General features: G+C 75.2%; 16 protein-coding genes. 10 read left to right on the top strand and 6 right to left on the bottom strand.

The features are described 5' to 3' along the window. Window positions 1-38: 38 nt before the first annotated feature. The 3 genes from ACFCY7_RS35360 to ACFCY7_RS35350 are packed head-to-tail and all read right to left on the bottom strand — an operon-like array spanning window position 39 to window position 2,960. Window positions 39-1,466, bottom strand: coding sequence for a lipase maturation factor family protein (locus tag ACFCY7_RS35360; RefSeq protein WP_376490175.1), 1,428 nt, complete (start codon window positions 1,464-1,466; stop codon window positions 39-41). A gap of 22 nt (window positions 1,467-1,488) precedes the next feature. Further along, the gene (locus tag ACFCY7_RS35355; protein ID WP_376490174.1) at window positions 1,489-2,040 is read right to left on the bottom strand and encodes a DUF1990 family protein; all 552 of its coding nucleotides are present in this window, start codon (window positions 2,038-2,040) and stop codon (window positions 1,489-1,491) included. Further along, complete coding sequence (locus ACFCY7_RS35350; RefSeq protein WP_376490177.1) at window positions 2,037-2,960, bottom strand: YndJ family protein; 924 nt, start codon at window positions 2,958-2,960, stop codon at window positions 2,037-2,039. Before ACFCY7_RS35350 ends, ACFCY7_RS35355 begins: the two co-directional genes overlap by 4 nt. A 324-nt stretch (window positions 2,961-3,284) precedes the next feature. Here ACFCY7_RS35350 and ACFCY7_RS35345 point away from each other — a divergent pair, with 324 nt between their 5' ends. The 8 genes from ACFCY7_RS35345 (at window position 3,285) to ACFCY7_RS35310 (ending at window position 13,586) form a co-directional block, all read left to right on the top strand. After that, a complete protein-coding gene (locus ACFCY7_RS35345) occupies window positions 3,285-4,667 on the top strand; it encodes a DUF6777 domain-containing protein (RefSeq protein ID WP_376490173.1) in 1,383 nt (460 codons plus the stop codon). A gap of 49 nt (window positions 4,668-4,716) precedes the next feature. Further along, entirely contained in the window at window positions 4,717-6,801 is a 2,085-nt protein-coding gene (locus ACFCY7_RS35340) for a SpoIIE family protein phosphatase (protein WP_376490172.1), read from the top strand. A 117-nt stretch (window positions 6,802-6,918) separates the two neighbouring features. Continuing rightward, window positions 6,919-8,325, top strand: a complete 1,407-nt coding sequence (locus tag ACFCY7_RS35335; protein WP_376490176.1) for a wax ester/triacylglycerol synthase family O-acyltransferase — start codon at window positions 6,919-6,921, stop codon at window positions 8,323-8,325. A gap of 36 nt (window positions 8,326-8,361) precedes the next feature. Beyond that, window positions 8,362-9,234, top strand: a complete 873-nt coding sequence (locus ACFCY7_RS35330) for an Fpg/Nei family DNA glycosylase (protein WP_376490171.1) — start codon at window positions 8,362-8,364, stop codon at window positions 9,232-9,234. A gap of 60 nt (window positions 9,235-9,294) precedes the next feature. Next, window positions 9,295-10,044, top strand: coding sequence for a LytR/AlgR family response regulator transcription factor (locus tag ACFCY7_RS35325; protein WP_376490170.1), 750 nt, complete (start codon window positions 9,295-9,297; stop codon window positions 10,042-10,044). Window positions 10,045-10,161: 117 nt separating this feature from the next. Continuing rightward, window positions 10,162-10,548: a hypothetical protein gene (locus tag ACFCY7_RS35320; protein WP_376490169.1), complete on the top strand. Its 387-nt coding sequence runs from the start codon at window positions 10,162-10,164 to the stop codon at window positions 10,546-10,548. Between the two features lie 46 nt (window positions 10,549-10,594). Then, window positions 10,595-12,346 (top strand): cation acetate symporter, encoded by a 1,752-nt coding sequence (locus ACFCY7_RS35315; RefSeq protein ID WP_376490168.1) that lies wholly within the window; start codon window positions 10,595-10,597, stop codon window positions 12,344-12,346. A 31-nt stretch (window positions 12,347-12,377) separates the two neighbouring features. Beyond that, window positions 12,378-13,586 (top strand): histidine kinase, encoded by a 1,209-nt coding sequence (locus ACFCY7_RS35310; RefSeq protein WP_376490167.1) that lies wholly within the window; start codon window positions 12,378-12,380, stop codon window positions 13,584-13,586. Between the two features lie 17 nt (window positions 13,587-13,603). On the opposite strand, the gene ACFCY7_RS35305 is transcribed toward ACFCY7_RS35310, so the two are convergent. The 3 genes from ACFCY7_RS35305 to ACFCY7_RS35295 all read right to left on the bottom strand — a co-directional run bounded on the left by ACFCY7_RS35305 (window position 13,604) and on the right by ACFCY7_RS35295 (window position 15,305). Beyond that, window positions 13,604-14,107 carry a hypothetical protein gene (locus ACFCY7_RS35305; protein WP_376490166.1) on the bottom strand — a complete coding sequence of 168 codons (504 nt, stop codon included), beginning with the start codon at window positions 14,105-14,107 and terminating at the stop codon, window positions 13,604-13,606. 222 nt (window positions 14,108-14,329) lie between these two features. Next, complete coding sequence (locus tag ACFCY7_RS35300) at window positions 14,330-14,749, bottom strand: PaaI family thioesterase (protein ID WP_376490165.1); 420 nt, start codon at window positions 14,747-14,749, stop codon at window positions 14,330-14,332. Window positions 14,750-14,753: 4 nt separating this feature from the next. Beyond that, on the bottom strand, window positions 14,754-15,305 hold the full coding sequence (locus ACFCY7_RS35295) for a sigma-70 family RNA polymerase sigma factor (RefSeq protein WP_376490164.1): 552 nt from the start codon (window positions 15,303-15,305) through the stop codon (window positions 14,754-14,756). Between the two features lie 260 nt (window positions 15,306-15,565). On the opposite strand from ACFCY7_RS35295, the gene ACFCY7_RS35290 reads away from it, so the two are divergent. Together ACFCY7_RS35290 and ACFCY7_RS35285 are read left to right on the top strand one after the other, a co-directional pair. Further along, a complete protein-coding gene (locus ACFCY7_RS35290) occupies window positions 15,566-16,771 on the top strand; it encodes a CapA family protein (protein WP_376490163.1) in 1,206 nt (401 codons plus the stop codon). A 114-nt stretch (window positions 16,772-16,885) separates the two neighbouring features. Continuing rightward, on the top strand, window positions 16,886-17,776 hold the full coding sequence (locus ACFCY7_RS35285; protein ID WP_376490162.1) for a polysaccharide deacetylase family protein: 891 nt from the start codon (window positions 16,886-16,888) through the stop codon (window positions 17,774-17,776). Window positions 17,777-17,815 lie beyond the last annotated feature (39 nt).

Raw genomic sequence — 17,815 nt, 5'->3', positions numbered from 1 at the left:
GAACCCACGTTCCGGCGACCGGGGGCACAGGCGTGTCCTCACCGGTCGTCCACGGACGCGCGCAGCAGCCGGGTCGGCGGCAGGTACTCCCGCACCAGGGTCCGGTGCCACCAGGCCCCGGTCGCGCGCAGCTCGCGCCAGGTCGTGTACCGGTAGCGGTAGAGCCGGGCGCGGACGTGCGTCGGCGGCGCGTCGGGGAAGGGGTTGCGGGCGAGCAGTCGCAGTGTGTCCCGGTCGCCGTCGAGCAGCCGCTCGACGAAGGGGCCGAACCACTCGCGCGCGTACCCGGGGGAGAGCGCCGCGAACCACATCAGCCAGTCGAGCCGCAGGTGGTACGGGGCGAACTGGCGGGGGAGCCGGCGCGGGTCGCCCGGCTTGCCCTTGAACCCGTACTCCCGCCAGACCGTGCCCGGGTGCGGAGCCGGGTCGTCGGTGCCCTCGACGACGATCTCGTCCCGGATCCGGCCGACGGTGCCGAACGCGCCGTACGTGTTGACCAGGTGGTACGGGTCGTACGAGCGGTTCATCGCCTGGTGCCGGGAGAGCAGGTTCCGCACCGGGCGGTAGCTCCGCACCAGGACGAAGGCGGTCAGCAGGGCGACGAGCACCACGTACCAGAGCGGCGGATCCGGCTGGGGGTGGGCGCCGGTGAGCGGCGAGGCGTCCACGACGGACAGGGCCAGCACGATGGTGATCCAGTTGAGCCAGGCGAAGTTGCCGGAGAGCACCAGCCACAGCTGGGTCGCCACCATCAGCCCGGCCGCGACGGTGGCGATCGGCTGCGGGGTGAACAGCAGGAACGGCACGAGCAGCTGGACGACGTGGTTGGCGCCGGCCTCCACCCGGTGCAGCGGGCGCGGGAGGTGGTGGAAGAACCAGCTCAGCGGTCCGGGCATCGGCTGGGTCTCGTGGTGGTGGTAGAGGCAGGTCAGGTTCCGCCAGCAGGAGTCGCCGCGGATCTTGATGAGGCCGGCGCCGAACTCGACCCGGAAGAGCAGCCAGCGCAGCAGGAAGAGCACCAGGACGGGCGGGCCCGTGTCGTCGTTGCCGAGGAAGACGGCGAGGAAACCGGTCTCCAGGAGGAGTGACTCCCAGCCGAACGCGTACCAGGTCTGCCCCACGTTCACGATCGACAGGTACAGCGCCCAGAGCACGAACCACAGGAGCATCGACACGGCCAGCGGGACCGCGTCTCCGGCGCCCGCCACCAGCGCGAGCGCCAAGGCGGCGCCGGACCAGGAGACCGCCGCGAACAGCCGGTCGGAGTAGCGCCAGTGGAAGAGGGAGGGCGTGTGCCGCGGGTGCGTCCGGCGCACGTACTCCGGCACCGGGAGCATGCCGCGCTCGCCGATCAGCGCCCGGAACTGGAGGGCGGCCGAAAGGAACGCCACGCAGTACAGCCCGGCGAGGCCCCGCTGGAAGACGATCCGGCTCAGCCACTGGTCGGGTGCGGTGAACCACTCCATCGCTTCCAGTATCGGCCCCGGATCACGTCCTGACGAGGCGCCGGAGGGTCCGGCCGAGGCGGCGCGCGTACGCCAGCTGGAGTCGCGGGATCAGGGGCCCGGCCAGCCGGGTGTACCAGGCGGCGGGCCGGCTGAACGCGGTGACCGTGAACCGGACGGCGCCGCCGGGTTCCAGCGAGACGACGAAGGACTCCTCGCCGCACTCCGGATGCCCGGTCAGGGTCCCGTAGGCGAAGCCCACGCGGTTCTGCTCGTACGCCGTCCAGATCACCGAGCAGGGTGCCGCGAGCCGGAACCGGCCGACGCCCAGCGACACCTCCAGGGAGACGCCGGGCTCGGCGCGCGGCGCCGCGCTGCGGACGGTCGCCCCCGAGGCGCGGTGCATCCGCCAGGTGGTGACGGCCGCGCCGGCGGTCTCGAAAGCGGCGCGCCCGCTGCCGACGACCACGCTGTGCCGCAGCAGGTGGTACCCGCCGGGCAGGGCCTCCGGAGTGCGGGTGGCCTCGACCTCGCGGTAGGTGAGGGTCGGACGCGGGTGGGCGGGCCGGGAGAGGCCGCTCGTGAGGCGGGTCATGCCGGTATCTCCGTTCGCCGGTGGTGGGGGTGGGGGAGTCGTGGTGCGGACTGTGCTGCCCGGGGGCGGGGGAGGCGCGGTGCGGGCCGCGCCTCCCGGAGGTGGAGGTGGAGGCGGCGGCGGGCGAGCAGGGCGCAGACGGCGAAGCCGAGGGCGTTGCCGAGGCCGTGCGTGGCGGCCATCCAGGTCAGGGACGGGTGCGGCAGGCCGGTCGCCTCGCCGAGGGCCCAGCTCAGCGCGAGCGCCATGGTGGCGACGAGGACGACCGCCGACACGGCGAGCAGCGCGCGGGTGAGCGGGTCTGCCGCGAGGTCCCGGCGCTCCCGCAGGGTCAGGACGGCGACCGCCGCCATCCCGGCCGTCAGGACGACCGCCCCGGCGAGTTCGGCCCAGTCGTCGACGAAGTAGCCGGCGAGCACGAGCAGGGTTCCGGCGGGGACGCTGAGCGCGGCGAAGCGGGCCGCGGGGCCGTCGGAGGCGCGGCAGGCGAGGCCCGCGACCAGGGCCGCGGCGAAGCCCGCGAAGTGGAAGTGCGGGACGGTCAGCGCGAGCAGCTCCAGGTCGAAGCCGAACAGCGGGTACGCGGCCCGCTCGGCGACCAGCGCGAGGCCGGCGACGGACGGCGCGACCAGGGCCGTGAGGACGGCGGTCTCCCTCGGTCGCAGGCTGCGGGTCAGGAACAGGCGGGCCGGGGCCTGGAGCGCGAGCGCCAGGGTGGCGAGCGCGTAGACCGCGGCGAGTGCGGTGGAGAGCCCCGAGCGGGGCAACCAGAGCGCGAGCGCGCCCGGGGCCGCCAGGAACGGCCAGGCCCGGCGGAGCGCGTCCCACCCCGGCGGCCTGGGGCCGCCGAGGAGTCCGAGCCCCGTCGGGACGACCCAGAGCATCCCGAGCATCACGACAGGTGCCACCAGGACCGACAGCGCGGTCATGCGTCACCACCCCCCACTTGAACGCGTTCAACTGGCGAGTTGAGAGTAGGACTTTTCTTGAACGTGTTCAAGTGGAGGTGGGGTGGTGGGCCGGTCGTGCGGGGACGAAGAGGAGACGGAGGGGAGGTCGTGGCGGAAGGGAAGAAAGGGAGGGGAGGAGGGAGGGAAGGGGAGGGCGGGCGGTGCGGGCCGACCGGGTGGCGGCGGACCCGGTCGGCCTCCCTCCGCTTGCGGGGCCTCGCGCGCTGCGCCACACATGGAGGACAGGCCGGAACCGGGCCGCCAGGCCTCGGGGAGAGAAAGCGGGAGAACCAGGTGCGCACCCCCTTGCGCCGGACGCGGCGCACCGCCGCCGACCGGACGGCCCCGCCGACCGTCGACCGCGCGATCCCGTCCGCCGCCGACCGGACGGCCGCGCCCGCCCCCGACCACGCGATCCCGACCGCCGGCGCCCGCGGTGCGGCCTCGACCGCCGCCGCCCGCGGTGCGGCCCCGGTCGTCCGGGTCCGCCGCGCGGCCCCGCCCGCCGCCGCGCGCTCCGCGGTCGCGGCGGTCGCCTCGGCGCTGCTGCTCGCGGGCTGCTCCGCCGCCGCGGAGGACGCGGGGGAAGGCGGCGAACAGGCGCGGGCCGCCCTCTCGCAGGACATCGTGCTCCAGCCGGTCGGCGCCGGCGGGCCCGACCCGTTCACCGCCTCCACCGCGCGGATCACCGGGCGCGCGACGGCCCCGGACCGCGAACCGGGCGACGGGTCCGGGCAGGCCCGCGAGGTCGCCGGGTCCACGCCCGGCCTGTACGGCGGCACGCGCGCGGAGGCCAGCTGCGACGTCGAGCAGCAGGCGGCGTTCCTCGCCGCGGACCAGGGCAAGACCCGTGCGTTCGCGGAGGCCGCGGGCATTCCCGAGACCGGCGTCGGGAACTGGCTGCGCGGACTGACCCCGGTCGTCCTGCGGGCCGACGTCCGGGTCACGAACCACGGGTACCGCGAAGGCAAGGCGGCCGCGTTCCAGTCGGTCCTGCAGAGCGGCACGGCGGTCCTCGTCGACCAGTACGGCTCCCCGCGGGTCCGCTGCGCCTGCGGCAACCCGCTGCGCACCCCGGTCGCGGTCAAGGAGGGCGTCCACCAGGGCGATCCCTGGGACGGCTTCGACCCCGACCGCGTCATCGTCGTCCGGCCGACCACGACCGTCGTCACCAGCCTCGTCATCGTGAACGCCGCCGACAGCAGCTGGATCGAGCGGCTGACCGGCAGCGACGGCGCCGAGGACCGCAAGCCCGCCGTCGAACCGGCCTGCGACCCGGACGCCTGCACCCTGGCCGACGCGGCCACCCCCGACCCGACCTCCCCGGACCGCCGCACTTCGCCCGACCCGGACTCCCCGGCCCCCGTACCGCCCCGCCCCGTCCCCTCCGCCTCGGCACCCGACCCCTCGGGGACCGGCGGCACGGGCACCGGCAGCGAGCCGCCCGCCCCGCCCTCGGAGCCGTACCCCGATCCGTACACCGACCCCGGCACGGAGCCCTACCCGGACCCGTACGCCGATCCCCGGACGGACCCCTACCCCGACCCGCAGGACGCGCCGCACGTCGACCCGCCCGCGGACCCGCACACCGTGCCGGTGCCGGATGGGGAGATGCCGCCGGAGGAGCTCTTCCCGGCGGGGGCGGTGCCGGACCGGCCGGAGACCTTCGAAGGGTGAAACCGATCTTCCTGGTGCGCAGGGGCGGAGCTGCGCCTAGCGTGGCCCCATGAACGCGGGCAGAGGGGGCGGGGAGGCGGTCGAGCGGCTTCGCCGTGCGCCGGAGGGGTCGCCCGGCGGGGCAGGGATCCTGTACGAGTTCGGCGCGGCCTTCCGGATGGGCGGGTTCGACTGGGACCTGGTCAGCGGCATGATGATCATGGATGACGCGGCGCTCGACGTCTTCGACATGGACCGGGCGGAGTACGACGACCGTCCCGAGTCGCTCGGCTCGCGGGTGCTGCCGGACGAGGGCCGCCGCCTCGACACCATGGTGGCGCAGGCGCTCAAGGAGGGCGCCGACCAGTACGGGGCGTACTTCAGGATCCGCCGCCGGGACGGCAGCCACCAGTGGACCCACACCCAGGGCCTCGTCCACCGCGACGACTCGGGCCGCCCGGTGCGGATCGTCGGCGTCCTGCGCGACGCCACCCACGAGCTCACCGAGTCCGCCGCCCGGCTCGGCCTCGACGAGGGGCGCAGACAGCGGGCCGGCGTCGTCGAGGGCACCACGGCGGCCCTCGCCTACGCCCGGACCGTGCAGGACGTCATCGACCTGCTCAACGACTCGCACGCCCTGGAGCACTTCGGCGCCGCGAGCCTCGTCATGGGCCTCCTGGAGGCGGGCCGCATCCACCTCGTCGCCGAGGGGCCCGCCGGCGCCTTCGTGCCGGGCACCCGGTTCACCCGGGTGGACGAGCCGTATCCGATGAGCGAGGTGATCCGCACCCTGCGGCCCCGGTTCATCGACTCGCCCCGGGACTTCGCCGACTCCTTCCCGGTGCTCTGGCCGCACATCAGCGGGCTCGGCATCACCGCCGCCGCCTATCTGCCGCTCATCGCCCAGGCCCGGCCCATCGGCGCCCTCGGGCTGCTCTACAGCGACAAGACCGGTTTCAGCGAGGACGAGCGGACCCTGCTCGTCGCCCTCGGCAGCAGCATCGCCCAGAGCCTCCAGCGGGCCATGCTGTACGAACAGGAGCACGACCTCGCCGAGGGGCTCCAGCAGGCGATGCTGCCGCGCCGGATCCCCGAGGTGCCCGGCGCCCAGACCGCGGTCCGCTACCGCTCGGCCCGGCTCGGCCGGGACATCGGCGGCGACTGGTACGACATCATCCCGCTGCCGGGCGGGCGGGTCGGCGCCGTCATCGGCGACGTGCAGGGCCACGACACCCACGCGGCGGCCGTCATGGGCCAACTGCGGATCGTGCTGCGCGCCTACGCCGCCGAGGGCCACCCGCCGGCCACGGTGATGGCCCGGGCCTCCGTCTTCCTGCACGAGCTGGACACCGAGCGCTTCGCCACCTGCACGTACGCCGAGGTCGACCTCGCCACCGGGGTCGTCCAGGTGGTCAGGGCCGGTCATGTCGACCCGCTGGTGCGGGAGATCGACGGCGGCTGCCGCAGGATCCCGGTCGAGGGCGGGCTGCCGCTCGGGCTCTCGGCGGAGTTCGGCCGCCTCGACTATCCCGTGACGACCCTGGAGCTGGACCCGGGGCAGACCCTGATGCTCTACACCGACGGTCTGGTGGAGAAGCCGGGCGCCGACCTCGACGAGGGCTTCCAATGGCTCGGCTCGCTGGTCAAGCGCGGCCCGGGCGACCTCCAGCAGCTCGCCGACCACCTGTGCGACGTGGTCGCCGACCGCGGTGGCGAGGACGACGTGGCGATCCTGCTGCTGCGCCGGGACGGCGGGTACGCGGTGCCGGCCGGACGGTTCCGGCAGCACGTGGCCCAGAGCGACCCGGAGGCGCTGAGCTCGGCCCGGCACATGGTCAGGGCGGCGGTGCGGGCCTGGGGCGCGGAGGAGCGCGCGGACGAGATCGAGCTGGTCGCGGACGAGCTGATGACCAACGCGCTGATGCACACCGACGGCGGGGCGATCGTGACCCTGCGGATCCTGGCCGGTGCCGTGCGGCGGCTGCGGGTGGAGGTGGAGGACCGTTCCAGCGCCCTGCCCCGGCGCCGGGAGGCGGGGGAGGCGGGGGTGTCCGGGCGGGGACTGCTCCTCGTCGACCGGATCTCCGACGTGTGGGGCGTGGAACCGCGGGGCGGCGGCAAGTGCGTGTGGTGCGAGTTCACCTTGGAGCGTTGAGTTTGTTAACTGAGCGTGAAGTAATCGTACTTGACCGTAACTGTCGGTACGCGATTGACTTCCTTCTCCCGCCCCTCCGCGCAGGACGTGAGGACACCCGTGAGCAGCAGTGAGCTACTGGCCCCCGAGCGACCGGCCGCCCAGCCGCCCGCTCCCGAACCGCCCGCCCCCGAACTCCTGGCCCCGCTCGACCTGGCCTTCTGGCACCTGGAATCCACCGACCACCCCCTGCACCTCGGAGCCCTCGCCCACTTCGGCCCCGCGCCCGCCACCGCGGGCCAGCAGCCGCCCGACGTCCTCGAACTCCTCGCCCGCCGCGCCGCAGCCGTTCCCCGGCTCCGCATGCGCGTCCGCGACGTCCTCATCCCCGTCGGCGGCGCCGCCTGGAGCGCCGACCCCGGCTTCGACGTACACCGCCACGTCCGCGAGATCGCCCTGCCCGGCGCCGACTTCCCCGCCGAGACCGCCCGGCTCGCCGCGGAACTCATGGAACGCCCTGTCGAGCGCGGTCTGCCGCCGTGGGAGATGTACCTCCTCACCGGCGCCCCCGACGGCTCGTTCGCCGTCCTCGTCAAGCTCCACCACGCCCTCGCCGACGGCATGCGGGCCGTCGCCATCGGCGCCGGCATCTTCGACGAGATCGCCGCCGGCCGCCGTCCCGCCGGCCGCCCCCGGCCCGTACCCCCGCGCTCCTGGCTCCCCGGCCCCGGACGCCTCCTCGGCATCGCCCGGGACCGCCTCGGCGACCTCGGCCGGGCCGTCGAGGTCGGCGCCTCGGTCGTCGGCTCCTCCTTCGCCCGCGCCGCCCGCCCCGCCGAGGCGTTCGCCGCCGACTCCAGCGGCACCCGCAGGATCGCCACCGCCACCCTCGACCTCGACCGCGTCCAGCGGATCCGCCGCACCACCGGCGGCACCTCCAACGACGTCCTCCTCGCCGTCACCGCGGGAGCCCTGCGCCGCTGGTTCGACGGGCGCGGCCTGCCGCTCCCCGGCGTCGACCCCCGGGCCCTAGTCCCAGTCTCCCGCCGCCGTCCCGGCGCCCCGCCCGGCCCCGGCAACAGCCTCTCCGGCTACCTCCTCGACCTGCCGGTCACCGAAGCCGACCCGGCCGCCCGGCTCGCCGCCGTCCGGCGGGCGATGGACCGCAACAAGGCCGCGGGCCCCTTCAGGGGAGCGGGCGCCGTCGCCCTCCTCGCCGACCAACTGCACCCGCTCGCCCACCGCTTCGGCGCCCCGCTCGCCGCCGGCGCCGCCCGGCTCCTCTTCGACGTGCTGATCACCCAGGTACCCCTGCCCCGCACCGCGCTCTCCCTCGGCGGAGCCCCGCTGCGCGCGCTGTTCCCGATGGCCCCCCTCGCCCGCGGCCAGTCCCTCGCCGTCGCCATGTCCCCGTACGGCGGCCGGGTCCACATCGGTCTCGTCGCCGACGGCGAGGCCGTCCCCGACCTCGACGGGCTCGCCGCCGCGCTCGGCGCCGAACTCGACCTGCTCGACCCCCCGGAGGACGGCCCGGCCGACGCCTGACGCGCGCCCCGGCCACCCGTGCGGCAGGGTGGAGCCGTGCCCGAACTCCCCGAGGTGGAAGCGCTGCGCGAGTTCCTCGACGCGCACCTGGTGGGCAAGGAGATCGCCCGAGTCCTGCCCGTCGCGATCAGCGTCCTCAAGACGTACGACCCGCCCCTGAGCGCCGTCGAGGGCGCCGAGGTCACCGCGGTCGGCCGCCACGGCAAGTTCCTCGACCTCGGCACCTCGGGGCCGGCGGGCGAACTCCACCTCCTCGTCCACCTCGCCCGCGCGGGCTGGCTCCGCTGGCAGGACCCGCTCCCCTCGGGACCGCCGAAACCGGGCAAGGGCCCGCTGGCCCTGCGGACCGCGCTCACCGGCGGCGACGGCTTCGACCTCACCGAGGCCGGCACCACCAAGCGCCTCGCCGTCCACCTGGTCCGGGACCCCCGGGACGTGCCGGGCGTCGCCCGCCTCGGACCCGACCCGCTCGCCGAGGACTTCGGCCCCGACGCCTTCGCCGCCCTCCTCGCCGGCGAACGGCGGCAGATCAAGGGGGCGCTCCGCGACCAGAGCCTCATCGCCGGCATCGGCAACGCCTACAGCGACGAGATCCTGCACGCCGCACGGATGTCGCCGTTCAAGCCCACTCGGAACCTCACCCCCGACGAGACCGCCGCCCTCTACACCGCGATGCGGACCACCCTCCGCGAGGCCGTCGACCGCTCCCACGGACTCGCCGCCGGCCGTCTCAAGGCCGAGAAGAAGAGCGGCCTGCGCGTCCACGGCCGCACCGGCGAGCCCTGCCCCGTCTGCGGGGACACCATCCGCGAGGTCTCCTTCAGCGACTCCTCCCTCCAGTACTGCCCCACCTGCCAGACCGGCGGCAAGCCGCTCGCCGACCGGCGCCTCTCGAAGTTGCTCAAATAGCCCGCGGCCCGGACCGAACGGCAGGACGCCCCCTCGGTACCGGCCGTTACACTCCGCCGCATGCTGCGCGTACTGGCCGTCGACGACGAGGAACCCGCCCTCGGGGAGCTGCTCTACCTGCTGCGCGCCGACCCGCGGGTGCGGACCGCCGAGGGCGCGGGCGACGCGACCGCGGCCCTGCGCCGCATCGGACGGGCCCTGGAGACGGGCCCGGACGGGGACGAGGGCATCGACGTCGTCTTCCTCGACATCCACATGCCGGGCCTCACCGGCCTCGACGTCGCCCGGCTGCTCGCCGGCTTCGCCCGCCCGCCGCTCGTCGTCTTCGTCACCGCCCACGAGGGCTTCGCGCTCCAGGCCTTCGATCTGAAGGCCGTCGACTACGTCCTGAAGCCGGTCCGCCGCGAGCGCCTCGCCGAGGCCGTCCGCCGCGTCCACGACCTGGTGCACGCCACCGCGGCCCCCGTCCCGGCGGCCCCCGAGCAGATCCCCGTCGAACTCGGCGGCGTCACCCGCTTCCTCACCGTCGACGACATCGCCTACGTCGAGGCCCACGGCGACTACGCCCGCCTGCACACGGACCACGGCAGCCACCTCGTCCGCATCCCGCTCTCCACCCTGGAGGAGCGGTGGGCGGCCCGGGGCTTCGTCCGCATCCACCGCAGCCACCTCGTGGCCCTCGCCCGGATCGACGAACTGCGGCTCGACGGCGGCGCCACGTCCGTCCGGGTCGGCGCGACCGACCTCGCGGTCAGCCGCCGGCACGCCCGCCACCTGCGGGACCTCCTGATGCGCCGGGCCGGCGGCTGACCGGCCGCACGTCTACCGCGGCCGGAGCCCGCTGCGTAGACTCCACGCGTCCGCCGGGCCGGTGCCGCCGCCCGCGCGAGCCGTCGGAAGTCGTCGAGAGAGGCGGGAGCGGACCCCATGTCCGAGCACCACCCCCCGCGCAGACCCCGGCGCGAGACCGTCACCTACGCCTCGGCCCACGGCGCCCGGACCGTGCCGGGGCCCGCGGGACGGCGCCCCGTCCACCCGCCTGCCCGCTCCGAGATCGACGAGCAGACCACCCTCGGCCACACCTACGTCCGCTCCCTGATGCGCAGCCAGCTGCGCGCCGCGCTCACCGCCCTCGGCGCGCTCGCCCTGCTCGTCGGCTCCCTGCCGCTGCTGCTCGCGCTGCCCGCGCCCGAAGCGCTCGTCTGGGCCGCCCTCGGCGTCGGCGTGTACCCGGTCGTCTGGGCCATCGCCCACTGGTACGTGCGCCGGGCCGAGCGCAACGAACGCGACTTCACGGGCCTCGTCGAACGGTGAGCACGGTCGGACGTCCCCGCGCCGGCGGGACGCGCGAGGTGCCCGCGTGAACCAGGCCCACGCCGTCGCCGCCGTCACCGCCGTGGTCCTCGCCACCGTCCTCATCGGCGCCCTCGGCCTGCGGATCTCCCGCACCACCTCCGACTTCTACGTCGCCTCGCGGACCGTCCGGCCGGGGCTCAACGCCGCCGCCATCAGCGGCGAGTACCTGTCCGCCGCCTCCTTCCTCGGCATCGCCGGCCTCGTCCTCGTCCAGGGACCGGCCATGCTCTGGTACCCGGTCGGCTACACCGCCGGATACCTCGTGCTGCTCGTCCTCGTGGCCGCCCCGCTGCGCCGCTCCGGGGCGTACACCCTCTCCGACTTCGCCGAGGCCCGGCTCGAATCCCCGCAGGTCCGCAGGCTCGCCAGCCTCTTCGTCGTCGGCATCGGGTGGCTCTACCTGCTGCCCCAGCTCCAGGGCGCCGGACTCACCCTGGAGATCCTGACCGGCGCCCCCGACTGGGTCGGCGGGCTCCTCGTCGCCCTGGTCGTCACCGGCACCGTCGCCGCGGGCGGCATGCGCAGCATCACCTTCGTCCAGGCCTTCCAGTACTGGCTCAAGCTCACCGCCCTGCTCGTCCCCGCGCTCTTCCTGCTCGCCGCCTGGTACGGGGACGGGGCGCCCCGGGCCCGGTTCGACGCGCCGGCCGTCCTGCGCGGCCACACCGTCGTCCGGGTCGCCGACACCGTACGGATCGGGTTCGACGACCCGCTCACGGTCACCGTCACCGGCCGCGTCGACTCCGTCGCGTACGCCGACCGGACCGTCACCCTGGCCCCCGGCACCCACCACGTCCTCGGCGGCACCACCCTGTCGTTCGCCCCCGGCGCGCCGCTGCCCGAGCGGGCGGCCACCGGATCCGACCCGCTCGGCTGGTCCCAGCCGCTGGCGGGGGGCCGCGACGGGCACCAGCTCTACGCCACGTACGGACTGATCCTGGCGACCTTCCTCGGCACCATGGGCCTGCCCCACGTCGCCGTCCGCTTCTACACCAGCCCGCACGGACGCGCCGCCCGCCGCACCACCCTCGTCGTGCTCGGCCTCGTCGGCGCCTTCTACCTGCTGCCCCCGCTCTACGGCGCCCTCGGCCGGATCTACGCCCCCGAACTCGCGCTCACCGGCTCCGCCGACGCCGCCGTCCTCGTGCTGCCCGACCGGATCCTCGGCGGACTCCTCGGCGACCTGCTGGGGGCGCTCCTCGCCGGCGGCGCGTTCGCCGCCTTCCTCTCCACCGCCTCCGGGCTCACCATGTCCGTCGCCGGGGTCCTCACCCAGGACGTGCTGCCCTCCCGCGGCGTACGGCACTTCCGGCTCGCGACGCTGCTCGCCACCGCCGTCCCGCTGGCCGTCGGGGTGGTCGCGTCCAAGGTGCCGGTCGCCGACGCCGTCGGTCTCGCCTTCGCGGTGTCCGCCTCCTCCTTCTGCCCGCTGCTCGTCCTCGGCATCTGGTGGCGGCGGCTCACCCCGCCGGGCGCCGTGGCGGGACTGCTGCTCGGCGGCGGCTCCGCCCTCGCCGCCGTGATGGCGACCCGGGCCGGACTCGCCCCCGCGGGCTGGCCGCACACCCTGATGGCCTGGCCCGCCGTCTGGTCGGTCCCCCTCGGCTTCCTCAGCATGGTGCTCGTCTCGCTCGCCACGCCCCGCCGCATCCCGCCCGGCACCCCGGCGATCCTCGCCCGGCTCCACCTCCCCGAGGAGTTCACCGGCCGCCCGGAGGCCACCGGCACCGTCCCCGCCCAGGAGGCCCGCCGATGACCGGATCCCCGCACCGACGGGAGGCACGCCGGTGAGCGGCATCGCATGGGCCGCGGCGGCCGCGGCCGGGGCCGTGCTGCTCGCCGCGGGTTTCGTCCTCGGGCGGTTCGCCGCGCGGCGCGGCGGCCGCGCGGCCGACCCGGGCCTCGGCACGCCGGTCGAGCGGGCGACCTTCCACACCCTGCACACCGCCTCCCTCGCCGCGCCCCCGCTCCGCGCAGGGCTCACCGAGGAGACCGCGCGCAAGGCGGCCGGCACGCTCCGCTCGCTGCTCGGCACCGAGGCGCTGTGCCTCACCGACCGGGGCGCGGTCCTCGCCTGGGACGGCCCGGGCGAGGACCACCACCGCGCGCACGTGCCGGCGCAGGCGGCCGAGACACTGGAGTCCGGCCGCAGCCGGTCGGCGCACACCGGGTGCGCCGACCCCGCCTGCCCGCTGCGCTGGGCGGTGATCGCCCCGCTGACGGGCGAGGAGGGGGTCCTCGGCGCGCTCGTCGCGTACGGCTCGCGGGAGTCGGCCGTCCTGGTGCGGGCCGCGACGGAGGTGGCCCGCTGGGCCTCCGTGCAGCTGGAACTGGCCGAGCTCGACCGGTCGCGCACCAGGATCGTGGAGGCCGAGATCAGGGCCCTGCGCGCCCAGATCTCGCCGCACTTCATCTTCAACTCCCTCGCGGCGATAGCCTCCTTCGTCCGCACCGACCCCGAGCGGGCCAGGGAACTCCTCCTGGAGTTCGCCGACTTCACCCGCTATTCGTTCCGCAGGCACGGCGAGTTCGCCCACCTGGCCGACGAACTGCGGTCCGTCGAACAGTACTTGGCGCTGGCCGGGGCGCGCTTCGGCGACCGCCTCAAGGTGACGCTCCAGATCGCTCCCGAGGTGCTGCCCGTGACGCTGCCGTTCCTCTGCCTCCAGCCGCTGGTCGAGAACGCGGTCAAGCACGGGCTCCAGGACCGGGAGCGGGGCTGTCGCGTCACCATCGCCGCCCGGGACGCGGGCGCCGAGGCCGTGGTGACCGTCGAGGACGACGGCATCGGCATGGACCCGGAGGTGCTGCGCGCCGTCCTGCGCGGCGAGCACCCGGCCGGCTCCGGCATCGGCCTCTCCAACGTGGACGAACGGCTGCGCCAGGTGTACGGGACGGAGTACGGCCTCGTCATCGAGACCGGGCTCGGGGCGGGGATGAAGGTGACGGTACGGGTCCCCAAGTACCGCCCTGGGGTCCACCGTTCGGCACCGTAGGAGGTACCTCGGCACCGTCAGCGCAGGTGCAGGGAGAGGTGGGCGAGCGGCAGGCCCAGCTTCCAGGCCGGGAGCCAGACCTGGTCGTCCTCGTCGATCGGGGCGGCCGGGTCCCCGGCCGTGCGGCCGTCGAGGTCGGCGGCGCGCACCCAGGTGTCGCGCAGCCGGCGCCAGGCGGTGTGCGCGAGCGCCAGGTCGGGGCCGTCGCCGCCGGCCGCGCGGCGCGCGGCGAGGCGCTCCTCGACCCAGGGCGGCCAGGGCCGGTCGTACGCCGTGTGGCGCAGCCAGGCGTCGGCGGGGCCGGCAGCCCACCCGACCGCCGGTCCGTCCGGCTCCCCGGAGAGGTGGACGGTGAGGGCCAGGGCCTGGAGGCCCGCCCGGTACTCCAGTGAGCCGGGCGCGACGAGGGCGGCGGCCCGCAGCACCTCGTCGGCCAGGTACTCGGCGCACAGCCAGGCCATCGGGACGGCGAGGTCGCCGCCTCCTCTGCCGCCGGCGCCGTTCGTGCTCTCGGGCAGCAACGCTCCCACCTTCTCCCGGACGTCGGGGACCCGGACGTCAGGGCCCGGGGGAGAGCCTCCTCCGAGAAGGGCGCCCGCGGGTCCCGCTTTGCTCAACTCGCCCGTGTGGTTTCGGATACGTTTCCCGGCCGGATCGGTGCCGGTGAGGTTCCTGGTGCCAGGCGGGTCGCGCGGGGTGTGAGAGACGGGTGTGGCGGGGTCCTTGCCGGGTCGGACCGGGGCTCAGCCGAGGAGCGCGTACACCGCGGTCGCGTGGGCGGCGGTCTCCTCCGTGCCGTCGGCCGTCATGGTGATGTCGGCGAAGGCCATCCGCTTGCCCGCCTTGGTGAGCCGGGCGTGCACGAGGACGTCGGCGCCGACGACCGCGCGCTGGAAGCTGATGGACTGCTGGACGGTGGTCATCGGCACGAACCCGCCCCGGGCCGCGGCGACCGCGATCACCGTCGCGGTGTCGGCGGCGGCCATCAGGGCCTGCCCGGAGAGGCCGCCGCCCTCCCGGGCGAGCCGGTCGGACCAGGGGAGCCGGAGCACGGCCCCGGCACCGTCGGCCGAGACCGACTCGACGGCGAGCCCCAGGTCGAGCACCCAGGGGGCGAAGTTGTCGGCGAGGACCTTTTCGGCGGCGGCGAGTGTCAGCGTCACGGCGTCATTGTGGGGCCCCGGCCCGGGGCCGGGCAACGCCCGCGCGGCGCGGCCGGTACCCGGGCAGCGACCGGCCGAGCTGGCGCAGCGCGTAGTGCGAGCGGGACTTGACGGTCCCGGCGGGGATGCCGAGGTCCACGGCGGCCTCGTTGACGGTGAGGCCGTGGAAGTAGAGCCGTACGAGCACCGCGCGGTGTTCCGGGCTCAACTCCCGCACGGCCGCGCGGACATCGAGCGCGGCCTCGGCGGAGGCGGTGGCGTCGGCCGGGTCGGGTGTCACGGCGAGGACGCCGTCGCCGATCTCGGCGGGCCGGGCGAGCCGGGACCGCCGGGCGTCGATGGCGAGGCGGCGCGCCACGGTGAAGAGCCAGGGCCGGATCGAGGCGTAGGCGCCGTCGAAGGCCTCGGGGTGGAGCCAGGCGCGCACCAGGGTCTCCTGGGCGAGGTCCTCGGCCCGCTGGCGGTCCCCGTAGGTCAGCCCGAGCAGGAAGGAGAGCAGCGCGGGGCCGTGGTCCCGCTGCAACTCCTCCAGGGTCCGTTCGTCGGTCGTCGTCATCCCGCCCACCTCTCCCGCGGCTCGTCGTCCGGGCCGTATACGAGCGCATGCGGAAGGCGGGGGACAGGGAACGGGCAGCGGTCTGCGCCGAACGGTCGCACCGAGCGGCGAATGGTACGGCGAACGGTCAGGCGGAGTCGTTGCGTCCGTTTCGGTGGGGTTCGTGACGCCGTACGGCCTTGACCCTTGACTGGGGCTTTTCCGCGAGCTCAAGTCATCAGAACAAATGTTCATCAGATGATTTGGGTGGAGTGCCGCACATGACCTCACGCACCAGACCCGCGGGAGCGGTGGCGCTCGCCGCCGTCCTGCTCGCGGCGGCGACCGGCTGCACCGGCGGCACCGGCGGCACCGGCCCGGGCGGACGAACGCCCGCGACCTCGGCGGGTGCGGGCCGCTCCCCGTCCGCGGCACCGGGCGGAGCCTCCGCACCCACCGGATTCACCCTCGTGGCCTCCGGCGACGTCCTCCCGCACGACTCGATCATCCGGCGCGCGGCCGAGGACGCCGGCGGGGAGGGATACGACTTCGGCCCCATGCTCTCCGGGGTGAAGCCCGTCGTCTCCCAGGCCGACCTCGCCCTCTGCCACATGGAGACCGTGTACGGGAAGGAGGGCGGGCCCTACACCGGCTACCCCGCCTTCAAGTCGCCGCCCGAGGTCGCCGCGGCGCTGAAGGCCACCGGCTACGACTCCTGCTCCACGGCCTCCAACCACACCCTCGACGACGGCGCCGCGGGCCTCGGCCGCACCCTCGACGCGCTCGACAAGGCGGGCGTCCGGCACGCCGGTTCGGCCCGCACCGCCGCGGAGGCCGGACGGCCCGCCCTGCTCAAGGCCGGCGGCGCCACCGTCGCCCAGCTCGCCTACACCTACGACACCAACGGCTACCCGCTGCCCGAGGGGCAGCCCTGGGCGGTCCAGCTGCTCGACGAGAAGAAGGTCGTCGCCGACGCGCGCGCCGCCCGGGCGGCCGGCGCGGACGTCGTCGTGGTCAGCGTGCACTGGGGCACCGAATGGCAGACCGAGCCCGACGAGCGGCAGCTCTCCCTCGGTCGCGCGCTCACCGCCTCGCAGACCGGCGGCCGGCCGGACATCGATCTCCTGGTCGGAACGCACGCCCACGTTCCCCAGGCTTACGAGAAGGTCAACGGCACCTGGATCGTCTACGGGATGGGCGACCAGATCGCCGGCGACATGATCAACCACGAGGGCGCCTACGACCCGCGCGGCAACCAGGGCACCCTCGGCCGCTTCACCTTCGCCCCGCCCCGGACCCCCGGCGCGCGGTGGGAGGTCACCAAGGCCGAGTTCATCCCCCAGTGGTTCGACACCGCACGCGGGCGCGTGGTCAACCTCGGCGCCGCCGACCCCGGCAACGCCCGGCAGGCCGAGATCCGCGACACGATCCGGCAGGTGGTGCTGGGCCGCGGCGCCGACAAGGACGGCCTGGTGATGGGGAAGTAGACCGCCCGCACCCTGCTCCGCCCTGGCTCCGGGGCGATGCGCCCATCGGGTGTTTTCGGACGGATGGCCGGTGTCGATGGGGTGCGCGGGGCCCCCTCGTACGAACCATTAGTCATGAAAAAGGATCAGATGAACAGCGGGCGCCGGGCGGTGCTGCGTCTCGCCGCCGCCTTCGGCGCCACCGCCACCGTCGGCGTCCTCGCGGCGGACCGGTTCGGCGCGCCCGAACCGGCCGCAGACGCCGCCCGCGCACCCCGGGGCGCCCCCGGAGCGGGACACGGCGGAGCGGGCCCGGCGCCGGCCCCCGGAGCGCAGGCCGCCGCGGCCGCCCGACTGCGCCCCACGGCGTACCGGCTCCAGCCGATGACCGCCTACGCGCCGCCGGCGTTCCGGCGCGCGGTGCCGCCGGTGCGGCAGCGGCCGTTCCTGAGCATGTCGGGGGTCGGCCGTTCGATGGTGCTCACCTTCGACGACGGACCCGACCCCCGCTACACCCCGGCCATCCTGGAGACCCTGCGCCGCTACGAGTGCCGGGCGATGTTCTTCGTCTGCGGCGAGATGGCCGTCGACAACCCGGACCTGCTGCGGGAGATGGCCGAGGACGGACACGTCGTCGGCAACCACTCCTGGTCCCATCCCCTCATCCCCAAGCTGCGGCCCTCCCGCATCCGCGACGAGCTCGGCTCCACCAGCGAGGTCGTCGAGCGGACGCTCGGCACGGCGCCGCTCTGGTACCGGGCCCCCTACGGGGCCTGGAACCGGCACTCCTTCGAGATCGGCGCCGAGCTCGGCATGGAGCCGCTCGCCTGGACCGTCGACACCCTGGACTGGAAGGAACCCGGCACCGGTTCCATCGTCCGCCGCGTCCTCGACGGCGCCGCGCCCGGCGCCGTCGTGCTCTCCCACGACGCCGGCGGCAACCGCTCCCAGAGCGTCGCCGCGCTCCGCCGCTACCTGCCCGAACTCCTCGACGCCGGCTACCGGATCACCGTGCCCCGGCGCTGACCGACCTTCACGCGAAGGGCCCCGGCACCTCCTGGTGCC

The sequence above is a fragment of the Streptomyces sp. NPDC056361 genome (assembly GCF_042262805.1).
Classification (GTDB): Bacteria; Actinomycetota; Actinomycetes; order Streptomycetales; family Streptomycetaceae; genus Streptomyces.
Note: the sequence above shows the minus strand (reverse complement) of the source record. Positions and strands in the feature narration are given on the sequence as shown.

Excerpts from the sequence above, each read along its gene's own strand:
- ACFCY7_RS35360 (WP_376490175.1), bottom strand. The coding sequence starts at position 1,466 with ATGGAGTGGTTCACCGCACCCGACCAGTGGCTGAGCCGGATCGTCTTC.
- ACFCY7_RS35355 (WP_376490174.1), bottom strand. The coding sequence starts at position 2,040 with ATGACCCGCCTCACGAGCGGCCTCTCCCGGCCCGCCCACCCGCGTCCG.
- ACFCY7_RS35340 (WP_376490172.1), top strand. The coding sequence starts at position 4,717 with ATGAACGCGGGCAGAGGGGGCGGGGAGGCGGTCGAGCGGCTTCGCCGT.
- ACFCY7_RS35325 (WP_376490170.1), top strand. The coding sequence starts at position 9,295 with ATGCTGCGCGTACTGGCCGTCGACGACGAGGAACCCGCCCTCGGGGAG.
- ACFCY7_RS35320 (WP_376490169.1), top strand. The coding sequence starts at position 10,162 with ATGTCCGAGCACCACCCCCCGCGCAGACCCCGGCGCGAGACCGTCACC.
- ACFCY7_RS35295 (WP_376490164.1), bottom strand. The coding sequence starts at position 15,305 with ATGACGACGACCGACGAACGGACCCTGGAGGAGTTGCAGCGGGACCAC.
- ACFCY7_RS35290 (WP_376490163.1), top strand. The coding sequence starts at position 15,566 with ATGACCTCACGCACCAGACCCGCGGGAGCGGTGGCGCTCGCCGCCGTC.
- ACFCY7_RS35285 (WP_376490162.1), top strand. The coding sequence starts at position 16,886 with ATGAAAAAGGATCAGATGAACAGCGGGCGCCGGGCGGTGCTGCGTCTC.